12 protein-coding genes are annotated in these 14751 nt (G+C 69.9%); 9 read left to right on the top strand and 3 right to left on the bottom strand.

The window, feature by feature from the left end:
* Positions 1-156 precede the first annotated feature (156 nt).
* From VM681_00150 to VM681_00135, 4 genes are all read left to right on the top strand, one after another.
* Positions 157-345 carry a hypothetical protein gene (locus tag VM681_00150; GenBank protein HVL86405.1) on the top strand — a complete coding sequence of 63 codons (189 nt, stop codon included), beginning with the start codon at positions 157-159 and terminating at the stop codon, positions 343-345.
* A 71-nt stretch (positions 346-416) separates the two neighbouring features.
* Entirely contained in the window at positions 417-1841 is a 1425-nt protein-coding gene (locus VM681_00145; GenBank protein ID HVL86404.1) for a replication factor C large subunit, read from the top strand.
* A 167-nt stretch (positions 1842-2008) separates the two neighbouring features.
* A complete protein-coding gene (locus VM681_00140; protein HVL86403.1) occupies positions 2009-2158 on the top strand; it encodes a hypothetical protein in 150 nt (49 codons plus the stop codon).
* 16 nt (positions 2159-2174) lie between these two features.
* Positions 2175-2348, top strand: coding sequence for a hypothetical protein (locus VM681_00135; GenBank protein HVL86402.1), 174 nt, complete (start codon positions 2175-2177; stop codon positions 2346-2348).
* Here VM681_00135 and VM681_00130 read toward each other — a convergent pair.
* Entirely contained in the window at positions 2345-3475 is a 1131-nt protein-coding gene (locus VM681_00130) for a GTP-binding protein (protein ID HVL86401.1), read from the bottom strand. The two genes, VM681_00135 and VM681_00130, sit on opposite strands and share 4 nt — an antisense overlap.
* Before the next feature lie 26 nt (positions 3476-3501).
* Here VM681_00130 and VM681_00125 point away from each other — a divergent pair, with 26 nt between their 5' ends.
* The 3 genes from VM681_00125 (at position 3502) to VM681_00115 (ending at position 8569) form a co-directional block, all read left to right on the top strand.
* Complete coding sequence (locus tag VM681_00125) at positions 3502-4059, top strand: hypothetical protein (protein ID HVL86400.1); 558 nt, start codon at positions 3502-3504, stop codon at positions 4057-4059.
* A 90-nt stretch (positions 4060-4149) separates the two neighbouring features.
* On the top strand, positions 4150-6558 hold the full coding sequence (locus VM681_00120; GenBank protein ID HVL86399.1) for a hypothetical protein: 2409 nt from the start codon (positions 4150-4152) through the stop codon (positions 6556-6558).
* A 46-nt stretch (positions 6559-6604) separates the two neighbouring features.
* On the top strand, positions 6605-8569 hold the full coding sequence (locus VM681_00115; protein ID HVL86398.1) for a hypothetical protein: 1965 nt from the start codon (positions 6605-6607) through the stop codon (positions 8567-8569).
* A 4-nt stretch (positions 8570-8573) separates the two neighbouring features.
* Here VM681_00115 and metG read toward each other — a convergent pair whose 3' ends face one another.
* A complete protein-coding gene (gene metG / locus VM681_00110; GenBank protein ID HVL86397.1) occupies positions 8574-10688 on the bottom strand; it encodes a methionine--tRNA ligase in 2115 nt (704 codons plus the stop codon).
* A 50-nt stretch (positions 10689-10738) separates the two neighbouring features.
* Positions 10739-12934 (bottom strand): hypothetical protein, encoded by a 2196-nt coding sequence (locus tag VM681_00105; GenBank protein HVL86396.1) that lies wholly within the window; start codon positions 12932-12934, stop codon positions 10739-10741.
* A gap of 106 nt (positions 12935-13040) precedes the next feature.
* On the opposite strand from VM681_00105, the gene VM681_00100 reads away from it, so the two are divergent.
* A complete protein-coding gene (locus VM681_00100; GenBank protein HVL86395.1) occupies positions 13041-13619 on the top strand; it encodes a CBS domain-containing protein in 579 nt (192 codons plus the stop codon).
* A gap of 93 nt (positions 13620-13712) precedes the next feature.
* Positions 13713-14751: hypothetical protein (locus VM681_00095; GenBank protein ID HVL86394.1), on the top strand; the 1039-nt coding region annotated here is incomplete at its 3' end.

Here is a 14751-nt window from a genome sequence, read left to right as displayed (position 1 = left end):
GTGTGGGAGAAGCTCACCGTGGCCGCGCACACGTGCGACCGGTTCATGACGCGCGAGGAGTTCCGCCGCGAGCAGAACGAGCGGCTGGAGCGCATGCTCGAGAACGGGGAGCTCGAGGAGTAAGGTTCAAGAAGGGTTCGGGCCTTGCCGCAGTCCATGGCCCCCTCGTTTGCCCTTGCCGCCTCGATCGTCCTCCTGGCGGGCGCAGCGCTCTTCTACGTGGGCATGGGTCTTCTGCACAACAACTGGACCGACGTTGGCGTCTACTCGGTCACCGTCACGCTGCTCGCCTTTGGCGCCTTTGGCTACGTGGCCGCCCGCACGGGGCCCGTGGCCGAGGAATAGCCCGCTTGCGATGATCATTCATCGCAACGCTCGCGCAGCCGTTATCCCCTGACGGCGCGTTGGCGGCCGCGTTGCCCGCCGATCCTGCGAGCCTCGAATGGGTCGAGAAGCACCGCCCGCGCACGCTCGACGCGCTCGCGGGAAACCGCAAGGCCGTCGAGGACCTCCGCGCGTGGGCGCGCGCGTGGGACGAGGGCGTGCCCGCCAAGCGCGCGGTGATCCTGGCCGGCGAGCCGGGCACGGGAAAGACCTCCGCGGCGCTCGCTCTTGCCGCCGAGCGCGGGTGGAACGTCGTCGAGCTCAACGCAAGCGACCAGCGGAACTACGACGTCGTGAAGCGCGTCGCCGGCGCGGGCGCCACGCACGACACCTTCTCGCCCACGGGCGAGTTTCTTGCCTCGGCAGCGGGCAAGCGCACGCTTGTCGTCCTCGACGAGGCCGACAACCTCTTTGGCCGCGAGGACCGCGGCGGCATGAAGGCGATCGTGGAGACGATCCGGCAGGCGCGCCAGCCCATCGTGCTCATCGCAAACGACCTCTACCAGCTCACGCGCGGCGCCGAGTCGCTAAAGACGCTTGCGCTCACGATCCGGTTCCAGCGCTTGCGGAAGGAAGCCGTCGCCGCGGTGCTTCGCGAGGTGGCCGGCGCCGAAGGCGTGGAGGTCGATCCGGGCGCCCTGTCGCTTCTGGCCGATCGCGCCGGCGGCGACCTCCGCAGCGCGGTGAAGGACCTGCAGGCGCTTGCGACGGGCCGCGCGCGCGTGACCGAGCGGGACGTTCCGGCCATGGGCCTTCGCGACACGCGCGCGACCGTGTTCGACGCGCTCGGGGTGATCTTCAAGACGACCGACGCGAAGGAGGCCAAGGCCGCGGCGCTCGATCTCGAGGAGTCGCCCGAGGATCTCATCCTGTGGGTGGACGAGAACCTGCCGCTTGAGTACCGAGACCCGCCGGATCTCGTGGAGGGGTATGCGGCGCTGTCGCGGGCGGACATCCAGCTCGGCCGCGCGCGGCGGCGGCGGGCGTACTCTCTGTGGCCCTACGCGACGGAGCTCATGACGGCCGGCGTGGCCGTGGCGAAGGCGCGGCCCTACCGATCCTTCCAGCGGTACCAGTTCCCGCGGTGGCTCCGGATCCTGTCGGCCTCGCGCGGCCCGCGCGCGCTTCGCAACGCCGTGGCGGCGAAGGTGGGGGCCGCAACGCACAGCTCAAGCGACCTCGCGCGGCAGGAGACCGTGCCGGCGCTGCGCACGCTGTGCAACGCCGACGCGGACTTCGCCGTCCGCGTGGTCCGCGCGCTGGAGCTCGAGGAGGATGAGGTGGAGTTCCTCCTCGGCAAGGATTCGCCTGTGAAGGACAGGGTGCTGGCCGCGTTGGCGCAGCCGCCCGAGCCGGAGCGGCCGCAGGCTTTGGACGAGCCTGAGAGGAAGCCCGAGCCCGAACCGGTCTCACCCTCAGCCGGTGCCCAAAACCAGTCCAGGTTGTTCGACTTCTAGGTTCGGTGATCGTCGAATTATTCTATGCTCTGGTGAGAACATTTAACTAAATGAGTGGACATTTGCCGTCGGCGGGAAGGGGAGTTTTGCAAACGAGGTCCAAGGAGCCAGCGCTTCGGCAATCCCTGTCGCAAGCCTGGATCGAAGAGTCGAACGTCGTCCATCGGATGTATCGCGAGGCCCTGCGAGAGTTCGGGGGAACCGACCCCGCCTACCTCGACCTGGAGGCCATGCAGCACGCCAATCGCCAGCAGTCGCTCCGGCTGCAGCGCGTCCTGGCCCGCCTCTCGGAGGGCTTTTACGGTCCGGAACCGTGAGCGCGCCATCGAAGCCTTGCTGCTGCGGGAGCGCGAGGCCGCGCGCCGGTACGAGGCGCTGGCCAAATCGGTCCTCCACCCCGAGCTGTCGCGCGAGCTTGCCGAGATGCGGCGCGTGAAGGAGGAGCACGCGCGGCGGCTCGCGGCGATGCTTCGCGCGCTTCGGGACGACCGGGCGAAGCGTCCCTAGCCCCGTTTGACGACGATCGTCAGAACGTCGCCGTCGGCAAGGCCGTGCTCGAGCCCCACCGTCTGCTCCTTGAACTTCGCGCTGTCGCCCGTCACGATGGCGTACCGGAACTTCGAGCGCCACTCGCGGTGCAGCCGGTCGCACACGTCGCCCACCGTGGCGCCGGCGCGGACGATGAGGGGCTCGACGAGGTCCGCCTCGCGGCCCGGGGGCTTGAGGAAGATCTGGACGAAACCGAGCTTGCCGTAGATCGCCTCCTTGAGATCGTCGAGGCCCACGCCCTTTTCCGCGCTGAAGGGGACGACCGTCCATCCCTTCGCCGCGTAACGCTCGACCGTCTCGCGGCGCGTCTCCTCGTCGACGAGGTCGATCTTGCTTACGGCAAGGATGGAGGGAATGTACACGCGGTTGCCCGCCAAGGCGTCGATGAGGTCGTCCTGCGTGGCGTTCTGCCGAAGCACGACCGTCGCGTTGATGAGGCCAAACTCGCGGCAGATGTCCTTCACGAGCGGCTCGTCGAGATGGGTGAGCTTGACCGTGCTGTTGACCACGAGGCCCCCTCGGTCGCTCTTCACGAACTGGATGTTGGGGGGCTTCGCGTTCACGCGGATGTTGGCTGTCCACAGCTCCTCGAGGAGCGCCTCGAACTGGCCCGGATTGAAGGCGTCGACGAGAAGCAGGATGAGGTCCACCCCGCGGGCCACCGAGAGCACCTCGCGCCCGCGGCCGCGTCCCTTGGCGGCGCCTCGGATGATGCCGGGCATGTCGAGGATCTGGATGTCCGCGCCGCGGTATTCGAGGAGGCCGGGGATCACGTCGAGCGTGGTGAACTCGTACGCCGCCGTCTCGCTCTTTGCGTTCGTGAGCTTGTTGAGGAGCGTGGACTTGCCCACGCTTGGGAATCCTACGAGGCTCACGCTTGCGTGCCCGCTCTTCTGCACGGCGTAGCCCTTGCCGCCCCCGCCCGAGGCGGCCTGCCGGCGGACTTGCGTCTCGCGCATCGCGGCGAGCTTTGCCTTGAGCTTGCCGATGTGGTGGCTCGTCGCCTTGTTGTACTTCGTCTTGGCGATCTCCTCCTCGACCGCCTTGATCTCGTCCTCGATGGCCAACGCGGCGCCATCGATCATGGGAATATTTAAGCGGAACCCTCCGCATGCCCGCTGCCATGCCCGAGGAGGTCCACGACGAGCGGTTGGACGAGCTTCGCAAGCGCGCCGAGCAGGCGGCCGCTCGGGTCTCCGAGGAGCAGACCCGGCTCGAGAAGCTGTGGGAGGCGTTCAAGCAGCAGGAGCGCGACCTCCAAGACACGGCCGAGCGGGCCCGCCGCCTAGAGGAGGACCTGCGCGGCAAGGACGACACGGCTTCGCGACTGGAGCAGGAGATCGCTCGGCGCGACGACGAGATCCGCTCGCTCTCCCGCGAGAACGACGCCCTCCACGAGAAGGTGGTGGAGCTCGAGCGGCGCCTCGAGGGCCTCTCCGAGGTCGAGGCCCTGCGGGCCCAATCCGACGAGCTTGCCAAGGTGCACGCGCAGGACGCCGAGCGCCTGGCGAAGCTGTACGCCCTGTACGAGGAGGAGAAGGCCGAGCGCGAGAAGCTCGTGCGCGAGCTTGCCTCGCGCGACGCGTGGTTCGACGAGAACCGCGACGTGCTGAAGACCGTGAGCGCCAAGCTCTCCTGGCGCGGCGCCATGCTCAAGAAGAAAGTATAGCGCGGTTGCCGCTGTGGCGTGGTTGCCGTTTCGGGACCATCGGAAGCTATTAAGCCCCCCGCCCGCCTGAACGGAGGTTGGGGACCACCGATGACCACCGCCGTCCGCGCGTTTTCCGTTGCTACCGTCCTCCTGGGCGCCGCGTTTGCCGGCTGCCTCTTCTCGGGACCCGCCGGGCCGGCCTGCGTCCTCAACCGGATCATCGACGTGCGGATCTCAAGCTCCGAGCCGGTCGAATCCTTCGAGGAGGCCCTCTTTCCGAGCTTCAAGCTCACGCTTCGCACCGAAGGCGACGCGTCGCGCTGGGCGCTCGCGTACAAGGACAAGCAGGGCAACCTGCAGACGAAGACGCTTGCCCAGCTCGGGCTCACCTCTTCCTTTTCCGCCGGCACCGAGCTTCGCGTGCCCGACGTCGCGCTCGACAGCCCAGGCACCGTGCTTCGGGACGGCGAGATCGCCTGCTCGCGAAGCGCAGCGCCGCAGAGCTGGTGGACGGCCGGCGGCGTCCCTCTGGGCCTTGCGCTTGAGCCGGGCGAGAGCCTCGCCTTCCGCCTGGGTTCCAACGGCGAGCTTGCGACCTCGGGTCGCGACATCCGTCTTTTTCCCGAACCCTCGGCGCCCACGCTCGAGCGCGTCACGGCGAGCTTCCGCGTCCAGACGAGCGGAGACGTGTCGCTCGCCTCGGGCAGCGAATTTGCCCCCCTGGCCACGGACTTGGGCCCACGCCAGGCCCGGAACGTGGCCTGGGGTTACTCCACGGCGGCCTCGTTCCCGCTGCTGTTCGATCTTCGCGCAAGCCTCATGGGCCAGACGGTCGAGCTGGGCCTCGAGCTTGCCGACACGCGCGCCGAGTTCACGGCGGCCGGAAACGTCAAGGTGGGCGAGGCGCGCGACCTCCTCTCCTTCGCGGCCGACCGCGGGCAGATCTCGGCCGACGCGACGCTGTACGGCTGGTCGAGCCCCGACGCTCCCTCTCCGTTTCCCGGCTGCGAGGGGCGCTCGCGCGAGGACCGCTGCGAGGTGCCGTCCTTTGGCAACCTGTTCCCGCTGCAGCGCGATCTTCCCGCCTACGCGCTCCCGGTTCCTTCGATCCTTCCCATGCCCGCCGAGCAGCGCGCCGCGCTTGAAGCCTTCCTCGCCGAACGCCTGGAGGTCGGCGACGCGCTCAGCCTCGAGGCGGCCGTAAGCGGCGCCGAGCTCAATCGCGGCGCGTTCGCTTCCCTGTGGCCGGCCGACTTCCGCGGACGCATGCGCTTCTCCATGGAAGTGACGGGGTTGCGCGACGTGACCGTCGCCGCCGGGACGTTCCCCGCGGTGGAGATCGTGCAGCAGCTGCGCGTCGAAGCGAGCGCCACGGGAGGCGCGGGCGCGGCGGCCCTCGAGCTTCGCGAAACGCTTGCGCGCACGACCGTCCGGCTGCATCGCGACACGTTCGTGCCGCTGCAGGTGGAAAGCGAGGTGCCGGTGAACATGAACGAGCTTGCGCGCAAGGTCCTTCGCTCGATCCCGGCGAATCTCTGGCCCGCGGGACCCCCGAACCTCGACAACCTGTCCTTCACGCTCGACGGCCGATCCACGCTCGAGCTTTCGCGCATGACGGGGTCGCCCCGCATGGCGCCGTGGGTCGCCGTGTCGCTCGCGTACGCGCTTCCGGCGTTTTCCGCCGCCGGTCTGACCGCGGTCGGCAACGCGTTCGGGGGCGACTCGATGCCGGAAAACATCCAACCGTCGCCCGTGCAGGCCACGGTCGTGGCCTCGGCGACCGACCGGGATGGGGACTCGCGCACGGACACGATCCGGCTTTTCCTTGCCGACTCGCCGGAGGCGCCCTTTGGCGGCGAGCACGTGTACGTTTCCGTGGACGGCTTCGACACGCAGCCGTGCGCCGTGCTTCCCACCGGCACGCCCCCGGCGTACGCCTGCGCGGAGCCGCTCGGGTATGGGTCCTACTGGCACAACGGCGCGGTCATCTACGTTGCGTGCACGGCGACTGGCGAGAATGCCGTTTTCGTGGCCATCCGGGGGGCGGTCGTCTTGGCGCAGGCCGTGCGATGCGACCAGTCTTCCCCGGCGACGCCTCCGTCCCCGACCCCGAGCGTGGAATCCATCGTCGGCATGCGCAGCTCCACGACGTCCGACGGGATCGACCAAACCGAGATCTATCTCTCGTTGCCCCCGTCCTCGACCGCGCTTTGGCTTGACGAGCTTGCCCTTGTGATCGAGGCCGATGATTGGTCCTACCTCGTCCTGGGCGACGAACCCACCGAGGAAACATTTGCGGTGACTGCCATCCGCGACGCGGACGGCTCCCTGGAGGAGGGCTCGATGACCGCCGGTGATCTCGTCAAGATCACCGTCTCAAACGCGCTCGCGGGCCAGCGGTGGCCGCCCCGAACGGCGGTCACGTTGCACTTCCATCCGGGCGAGGCGGACCCGGTTTCCGTCGGTTTCGTCACGCCGCCCACCTACGGCTCGGACACGGTCATCGCCCTGCGGTGAGCCCACCCTTTCCGCAAGCCTTTAGCGGCGCGGACTGCTGCGAAGGGTGCAAACGCCCATGCCCGGCGCCTCCCGTGCCCTCGTCGTCCTGGCCCTCCTGAGCGCAAGCCTCGCCGGGTGCTTTGCGCCCTCGCCGGGAGCCCCGCCCTGCGGCATCGCCCGCATCGTGGAGGTCACAAGCGCGCCGCAGGCCGACGAGGAGGCGAGCGTGCAGACGAGCTTCCGCGTGACGCTCCACCAAGCCGGCGACGGCCGCGCGTGGACCGTGTCGTACACCGACGAGCGCGGGGAGAACCGCACGCGAGCGCTTGCCGAGCTGGGGCTTGCGGCCTTCTCGCCGGGAGCACAGGTCGTGGTTCCCGACGCGCGCCTTGCAAGCGCAGCCGTGGTCCGCAACGGCGACGCGGTCGCCTGCCAGCGGCATCCCGCGGGCGAGCCTTGGTGGACGCTCGACGGGACCCCGACCGGGGTTCTCCTTGCGCCCGGCGCGCAGCTTCGCTTCGCGCTCTCTTCCAACGGCGAGTTTGGCGTCTCCGGGTCCGATCTGAGGTTGGGCGACGGAAGCAGCGCCGTCCTGGAGCGGTTCCACGCGGGCCTGCGCTACGAGATGGGCGGCGAGCTTGCGCTTGCCGCGGGACAGGATCTTGTTCCCTGGGGCGGCGGGCGCGAGGCGCGCAACGTGACGTGGTCCCTCTCGTCGCTGGCGCGGTTCCCCTCGCTTCTCGAGTTCCGCTCGAACGTGTCCAACCGGTCGGTCGAGTCGGGCCTCGAGGTCGCGCAGACCGCGGCCCACGTGGCCGCCTCGGGCGCGCTTGCGGTCGACGCGTCGCGCCGGATCCTCTCGCTTGCGCTTGCGCGGGGCTCCGTGGACGTCGACGCCACGATCTACGGCTGGACGAGCGATCCGTCCTTCCCCGTCACGCCCGGCTGCGAGGGGAAGACCCGGCAGGACCGTTGCGAGCCGGAGGGCTTCGACGGCATGTTCCCGATCCTGTACGACCTGCGGCCCGGGATCCACGTCGTCCAGCCGCGCGGGCGCCCGCCCGATGCGGCCACGCTTGCCTCCTTCGAAGCGTTCCTCGCCCACGGGGTCGAGCCCGGCGACGCGCTCTCCGTCGTCGTCGCAGTCACGGGGGCCGACCTCAACGCCGCCGGCTTCTCGTCGCAGCGCTGGCCGGCCGACCTCGCGGGCTCGCTGCGGTTCCGGCTCGAGGCCACGCGCGTTGTCGACGTCTCGGTGCCCGCCGGAACCTTCCCGGCCGTGGAGCTCGCGCAGGAGATGCGCCTGGAGGCGTCCACGGAGGGCGAGCCCGGGTCCTTGCTTGGCCCCGTCCGGCTCGACGAGACCGTAAGCCAGGCCACCGTCCACCTCCACCGCTTCACGTTCGTGCCGCTTCGCGTCGAGAGCCAATCGCCGGTCGCCTTCGACGCCCTCGTCGAGACGCTTCTTCGCGCTCTGCCCGAATCGACGTGGGGAGCGCTCGGGCGTCCGGACCTGTCCGCGATGGACTTCCTGCTGTCGGGACGCTCGCGCGTCGAGCTGTCGCAGGTCTCGGGCGAGAGCCGAATGTCGGCTTGGGCCGCCGTCGCGTTCGCGCAGGCGCTGCCGGCCGTGGCCACGGCGAGCCTCGCGCTCGTCGGCCCGTCGCTTGCTCCGCCGGGCGCGGGTGGGGGAAACGGCCCGCCGCAGGGGCTCCTCTCGTCGGGGACGATCGATCGCGACGCGAACGCGCGAAACGACACGGTTTGGCTGCAGCTTGCCGTAGGCGGTCCCTACCGGCCCGCCGAGGTGCGGGTCTTCGTGGACGGCTTTCCGCTTGCGCTCGAGGAGATCTGCACGGTCGAGCCGCGCGGCGCGCCGGACGCCTTTTCTTGCGACGCCGCGTTCGAATCGGGCTTCTGGCTGGCCGGCCAACGCCTGTACGTGGATTGCCGCGAGGGCGAGAACGAGGTCGTCGTCTTCCTGCGCGACGCCGTCGCGTACGGCGCCCTTGTCCCCTGCACCGAATAGCGGCCTACCGCACCTTCGCGCCCGCGTCGACGTCGGCCGCCGGCGCAAGCGGTGCGATGCGGCCTTGCGCGTCCTCGGCGGCCAGGAGCATGCCCTGGCTCTCCACGCCGCGAAGCGTGGCCGGCGCCAGGTTCGCCACGATGACGACGCGCTTTCCAAGAAGCGCCTCGCGCGCGACGTGCCCCCTCAGACCCGCCACGATCTGCCGCTCGCCATCGCCAAGGTCCACCTTGAGCACGTACAGCTTGTCGGCCTTCGGGTGGTCCTCGACGGACGTCACGAGGCCGACGCGGAGGTCGAGCTTCGCGAACTCGTCGATCGAGACCAAGGGCGTGCGCGCGGGGGGCTGGGCGGCCGGGCCCTTGGGCGCGGAGCCGGCCGACGGGGGCGACGACGGGGTCACGGGGGTTCCCTCCAAAAGGTCCTTCATGGTGGCGAGGTCGATCTTGCGGAACAGCGCGCGCGGCGCTCCAAGGCGCTGGCCGGGCGGAACCGGAACGACGCCCGAGGGCCAGCGCTGCGAGGCGACTTCGCCCTCCTCGCCCAGCTGCTCCCAGAGGTCCTGGGCGGCGCGGGGAAGAAACGGCGAGGCGCACAGCGCGAAGGTCTTCACGAGCGAGAGGAGCTCGCGAACGTCGGCGCCGCAGCGCTCCTTGTCTTGCTTGAGCGACTGCCAGGGGGCAAGCTCCTGGAACCACTTGTTGGCGAGCATCGCCGCGGCCATGAGCGATTTCAGAGCGTCCTTGAAGCGGCAGGCTTCGAGGTGGGGCCCGATCTGCGCGAGCTCCTGGGCGATGGTCGCCGGGGGCGGGGACCCGGAGCCTCCCCGGGGCACGGCGCCTTCGAAGTTGGCGTGCGCGAAGGTGAGCGTGCGGTGGCAGAAGTTGCCAAACGCCGCCACGAGTTCGTCGTTCACCTTGCGCGCGAACTCCTCCCAGAGGAAGTCGGCGTCGCGCGATTCGGGCATGTTGGCGCACAGGTAGTACCGGACCGCGTCGGCCTGGAAGCGGTCGGTCGCGTCCTTCACGAGGATGAGGTTGCCTCGGCTCTTGCTGAACTTGCTTCCCGAGAAGGTCATGAACTCGTTGGCCGGCACGTCCCACGGGAGCTGGTAGGCCTCGCCCTTGCCGTTGGCGTAGCCGAGGATCATGGCGGGCCAGACGATCGTGTGGAACGGGATGTTGTCCTTGCCAAGGAAATAGTAGTGCCGCGCGCGCGGGTTCACCCACCATTCCCGCCACGCGTCCGGCTTGCCCTCGCGCTGGGCCCACTCCTTGGCCGCCGACAGGTAGCCCACGACGGCCTCGAACCAAACGTAGACGCGCTTGTCGGCGAGGCTTGGGTCCTGGCGCTCGATCTCCGCGGGGAGCCGCACGCCGTAGGTCATGTCGCGCGTGATCGCGCGCTCCTTGAGCCCCTCGGAGAGCCAGTTGCGCGTGAAGTGGATCGTGTTGGGCCGCCAGCTTGCGGCCTTGGCCTGCTCCTGCGTCCACTTCGAGAGCGCCTGCGAAAAGCGCGGAAGGAGCAGGAAGAAATGCTCCGTGTCACGAAACTCGGGGGCCGCGCCCGACACCTTGCTCCGCGGGTCCAGAAGCTCCTGCGGGTCGAGCGTCCGGCCGCACGCGTCGCACTGGTCGCCCCGCGCGTCGGGCGCGCGACAGTGCGGACAGGTTCCCTCGACGTAGCGGTCGGGCAGGAAGCGCTTGGCCTTGGGATCGTAGGGCGCCCGCATGGTCCGTCGCGCGATGTCGCCGCGCGCAAGGAGCGTGCCGAAAACGTCGTGCACGGTGTCCGCGTGGTTCTTCGTGGCCGTCGTCGTGAAGAGGTCGAAGCGGATGTCAAGGGCCGAAAGCGCCTCGACGTGCTCGCGGTGGTACCGCGCGGCGAGCTCCTGCGGCGGCACGCCCTCCTGCTCCGCCTTGAGAAGGATGGGCGTCCCGTGCATGTCGCTTCCCGACACCATGAGCACGGGGCTTCCGGCCATGCGGTGGTAGCGTGCGAAGAGATCGGGCGGCAGGAGCGAGCCTGCCACGTGTCCGAGGTGCAGGGGACCGTTGGCGTAGGGCCAAGCGACGGCGACGAGAACGGGGCGACGCGGCGCTCCCGCGGAGCCGGACATCGCCGCCGCTACGTGGTCGCCCGGCATAAAGCATGCGGGAATCCGCGCGACTACCCTTCGCGCCAGGCGAACAGCTCGAGCTGGTAGATGGGGCTTGCGGGCACCGACCGCCCCGGCGGAGCGACGACAAACGTGTCCACCGCCCGCACGGTGAGCGGGAAGGACGTCGACGGGTCGCCTTCGTTCACGGCGCGCACGGTGGCCTCGGCGACGACGAGGTACGGCCCCCAGAGCGCCGAGCTTGCCACCTCGGCGGAGAACCGGAGGGTCCCGTTTGCGAGCACCTCGGCGCCAAGGACGGGCGAAGACCAGGCCTTCCCAGGAACGGCGCCGGGCACGGGCGGAAGGACCGTGACGTTGATCCACGCGTGCGAGGCTTCGATGCGCCAACCGTCGCGCGACCGCACCGTGCCCGAGGGCTGCGTGCAACGGACGGCAAGCGGTTCCGCGCTCGCGAGTCCGGGCGCAACGCAGTCGCCGGCGGGGTCGACCTCGTCGTGGAACAAGCGAAGGAAGCGGCGGGCGTCGACGACGCCATAAGCCGCCTGCCCGGGGAAGATGGCGCGCGCGTCCAGCCGGACCGTCGTGGAGGCGGCCGCGTCCAGCGTCTCGTTGGCAAACGCGGAGGCCCCCGAATGCACGCGATACGACGCGTTTCCGGGGAGATCCTGCCGCAGCCAAGAGGCCTGCGAGAGCGCCGAGCGAACGGCCGCGGCCGTGGGATAGCCCGGGCCGGGCGAGCCGGCCTGCCAGGGGACGGAAGTCTCGCGCACGCCCGGAACGGACGCCTCGCGTGCTTGCGCGAGGTGGCCGCTTCCCGCAAACAGGATCGAAAGGTTCGCGTCGGGGGGCGGCGGCGCGGCCCGCGGCGAGCCCGTCACGCCAAGCACGAGATCGACGGCCGATCGCGCGTCGACGTCAAGCGGCGGCGAGAAGCTTGCGATCCAGTCGCCCGGCGCCTCGAACGTCCACGCGAGCGTGCCCCCCCACGATCCGTCGCCCACGCTTGCCGTGCGGAGCGCCAGAACGCGTTGCGGATCGGCCGCCAGGCGCGCGCGTTCCAGGGTCACGGCGTCGTCGGTGGGGTTCACGTACGTCGCCGTCCAAAGGCCCTCGGCGCCCGCCCCGGTGGACGTGGGGCTGCGCGCGTGGAGGCCTTCGAGCGGATTGGCGACGGCGCCGTTCCACGGGAACCCGAGAAGCTCGACCACGCAGGCGCACCCGCCGCGGACGCCCGGCGAGGCCCAGCGCACGTCCGCGACGTGGAACGCGGCGCGGTTGCTCGCGTTTGCGCTCGCGGTGACATGGAAGGGAACGGACGCGCCGGAGAGGTCCGCGGCAAGACGGGCTCGCACGAGCCAGTGCGTCCCGTTGTCCTGGACGGAGACGTTGTTCCATTGCGAGGCGGGACCCACGCTTGCCGGCGCGGGCTCGAGGAAGCCGGCCGGATGCCTCGGGAGGCGAACCTCAAGCGTCGTTCCCGCCGGAATCGCGCGTCCCTGCCACTCGGTCACGCGGAAATGGAGCGTCGCGTTCACGCTTCCGCATCCCGCCGACGCGTTCACGATCCCGCAGACGCGCACGAGCCCGCGCTCCGCGCCCAAGGCATCGAGGAGCGAAACGGACGCGTAGGGCCCGTCGCTTCCCGCCGCAAGCGCGTGCGAGGAGACAAACGTCGTGACCAGAGGCTCGGCGCCCGGGTGCGGGCGCGCGCGGTCGAGCGAGATCGTCACGGTGTCCGAGGCGTACAGCAGGTTGCTGTGGTGGACGCCGGCCGCCGCGAACCGGCCGGTCATCGACGCGCCGTCCAGCGGCTCGAACCGCGGCACGACGGCAAGGTAGCTCCACTTGGGCTGGAACGCCGTGGTCGCGCTTGCCGTCTCCACGGAGCGAAGCGGCGTCTCCCCGCACAGCTGCGCGCCGCCTCCGCCCGTCTCGACGCGGACGCCAAAGCGCGTGTCCAGCGGAAGTAGCGTGCGCAGGCGCGCCGACAGGAGGCTGCAATCGCCTGCGGCCGCAAGCGTCACGGCTTCTGCAAGCGCGTTCTCGTAGCTCTCGTTCAAGGCCGGCTGCAGGACGAGCGAGCGCAGCGCGTCCGACGCGCGGGTCGAAAGCTCTCCCTGCGAGCCGATCGTCGGGCGAGCGGGCTGCTGGAGCGTGTACAGGAAGGCGATCGCCCCGAAGACAAGCAGCGCAACGAGAATCGCCTCGAGCACCACGATGCTTCCCCGGTCACCCCGGCCCACGGCATGGAACCGGGCTCCTCTCGTATAAGAAACGGTCGATCGGCGGGTTTCCCAATGGAACCGCATGGCGCAAGGTTCATCCCTCGATTACCGATGGTTATTCATCATGGCGTACGAGATTCCCTCGGGCGACGACCTCAAGCGATGGCGCGCAAGCCTCGGGCTTACCCAAGCGGAGGTCGCCCGCCGGGCGGGCGTGAGCCAACCCCTCATCGCACGCATTGAGCGCGGCACCGTCGACCCCCGCGCGAGCACGCTTCGCTCCGTCCTGCGCGCCCTCTCCACCGCCGAGCGCGCCGACGTGCGCGTGCGCGAGGTCATGACGGCGCCCATCGTCGCCGCGCGCGCCACCGACTCGCTCCTGAAGGCGGTCGAGATCATGCGCGAGAACGACTTCTCCCAGCTGCCCGTCGTCTCGAAGGGCGCGCCCGTCGGGAGCCTCTCCGAGCGCGCGATCCTCCAGCGTCTGCACGAGGCCAAAGACCCCAAGGAGCTCGCGCTCGTTCCCGTCGAGAGCATCATGGGGCCGGCCTTTCCCGCCGTCGACGCCGACGAGCCCCTCGACGCCGCCTACGGCATGCTCGAGCAGCACCCCGCGCTTCTCGTCATGGAACGCGGGCGACCCGTCGGACTCGTGACGAAGGCCGACGTGCTGAAGCTCGTGGGAAAGGGCGGGACGCGCTAGCGGGCGCCGCGGGACGCGAAACGTTTATGTGACGACCCGTGGACTCGAACCCCGGGAGGCAACGGCATCCGGTCCCGTATCACGATCCCGTCGATGGCTGGGGTCCTTCTCCTCGGCTCGCTCTTGCCATGGTCGGGCGTCGGCGCGAGCGAGGGCAGTCTTCCGGCGGGCTGCGCAGCTTCGGATCGGCTCGTCGCCTGCGAGTGGAGCTTCGAGCTTGCCGTGGGCGCGATCGCGCGCACGACGCTAAACGGCATTCCGCCCTCCATCGTGGAGATCCGCGTCGTGCCCGAGGGTCCCGCCACCTATTCGTGGTTCGTGTACGACCCGGTCGACGGAACAAGGAGCGTCTGGGGCGGCGGCATGGCGGGCGCGGAATCCTCCCAAACGGCCTTCGCCGACTTTCCCGAGCCCAACGATTACGTGTTCGAGCTGCGGCACGTCCCGACTGCGCAGGCGCCGCCTGTGGGCCCGACCGTCGCCTTCCGGGCGGTCGCCGTTTTCCACGATGCGCGCGGACGCATTCCGACCGACGAGATCGCGGGCAGCCCAGCGGACCCCCAAATCGTCGACGGGGCGGGCGACCAGGAGGGCCCGCGCTTCTTCGACGTGACGGGCGGCTGGTTCCACCAAGAGCATCTGGACTCCGGCGTCCTGGAGGTGGGCCTCCTTGCGCCAAACCTTCGCGAGCTACGGCTTGCGCCGCAGGACCACGTCTTCTACCAGGTCTCGTTCGCGCTCCTTGGCTCGCGCTACGACGTGGCCTGGACCGTCGCCCACGAGGCAAACCCGCTGCGCGGCGTGGTCCAAGGCCCCTACGGGCGGTGGGAAGGTTTTCTCGTCAAGAACGGCGAGGTCGTATCGTTCTTCTCTCCCGTCCTGGACGACCGCGCGGGGACGCTTGCGGCCCGGATCGGGCTTGCAACCATCGGAAACCCTCCCCCCGGCCTGCTCTTTGCAAACGTCAGCATCGCCGCCGGGGACGCCGTCCTCACGCCGGGCGTCGTCACGGCCGTCGGCACGACTGCGCTGCCTTTCTCGAAGGTGCGCGACGTCTCCTCCGACACGCTGCGGCCCTTTGCCGTGGGCGGCCCTGCCATCTGGCGGTCCCTGCGCGTCCAGCCCGCCGAGG

This window comes from Candidatus Thermoplasmatota archaeon (genome assembly GCA_035541015.1).
Lineage (GTDB): Archaea > Thermoplasmatota > SW-10-69-26 > JACQPN01 > JAIVGT01 > DATLFM01.
This window is presented reverse-complemented; position numbering and strand designations above follow the sequence as displayed.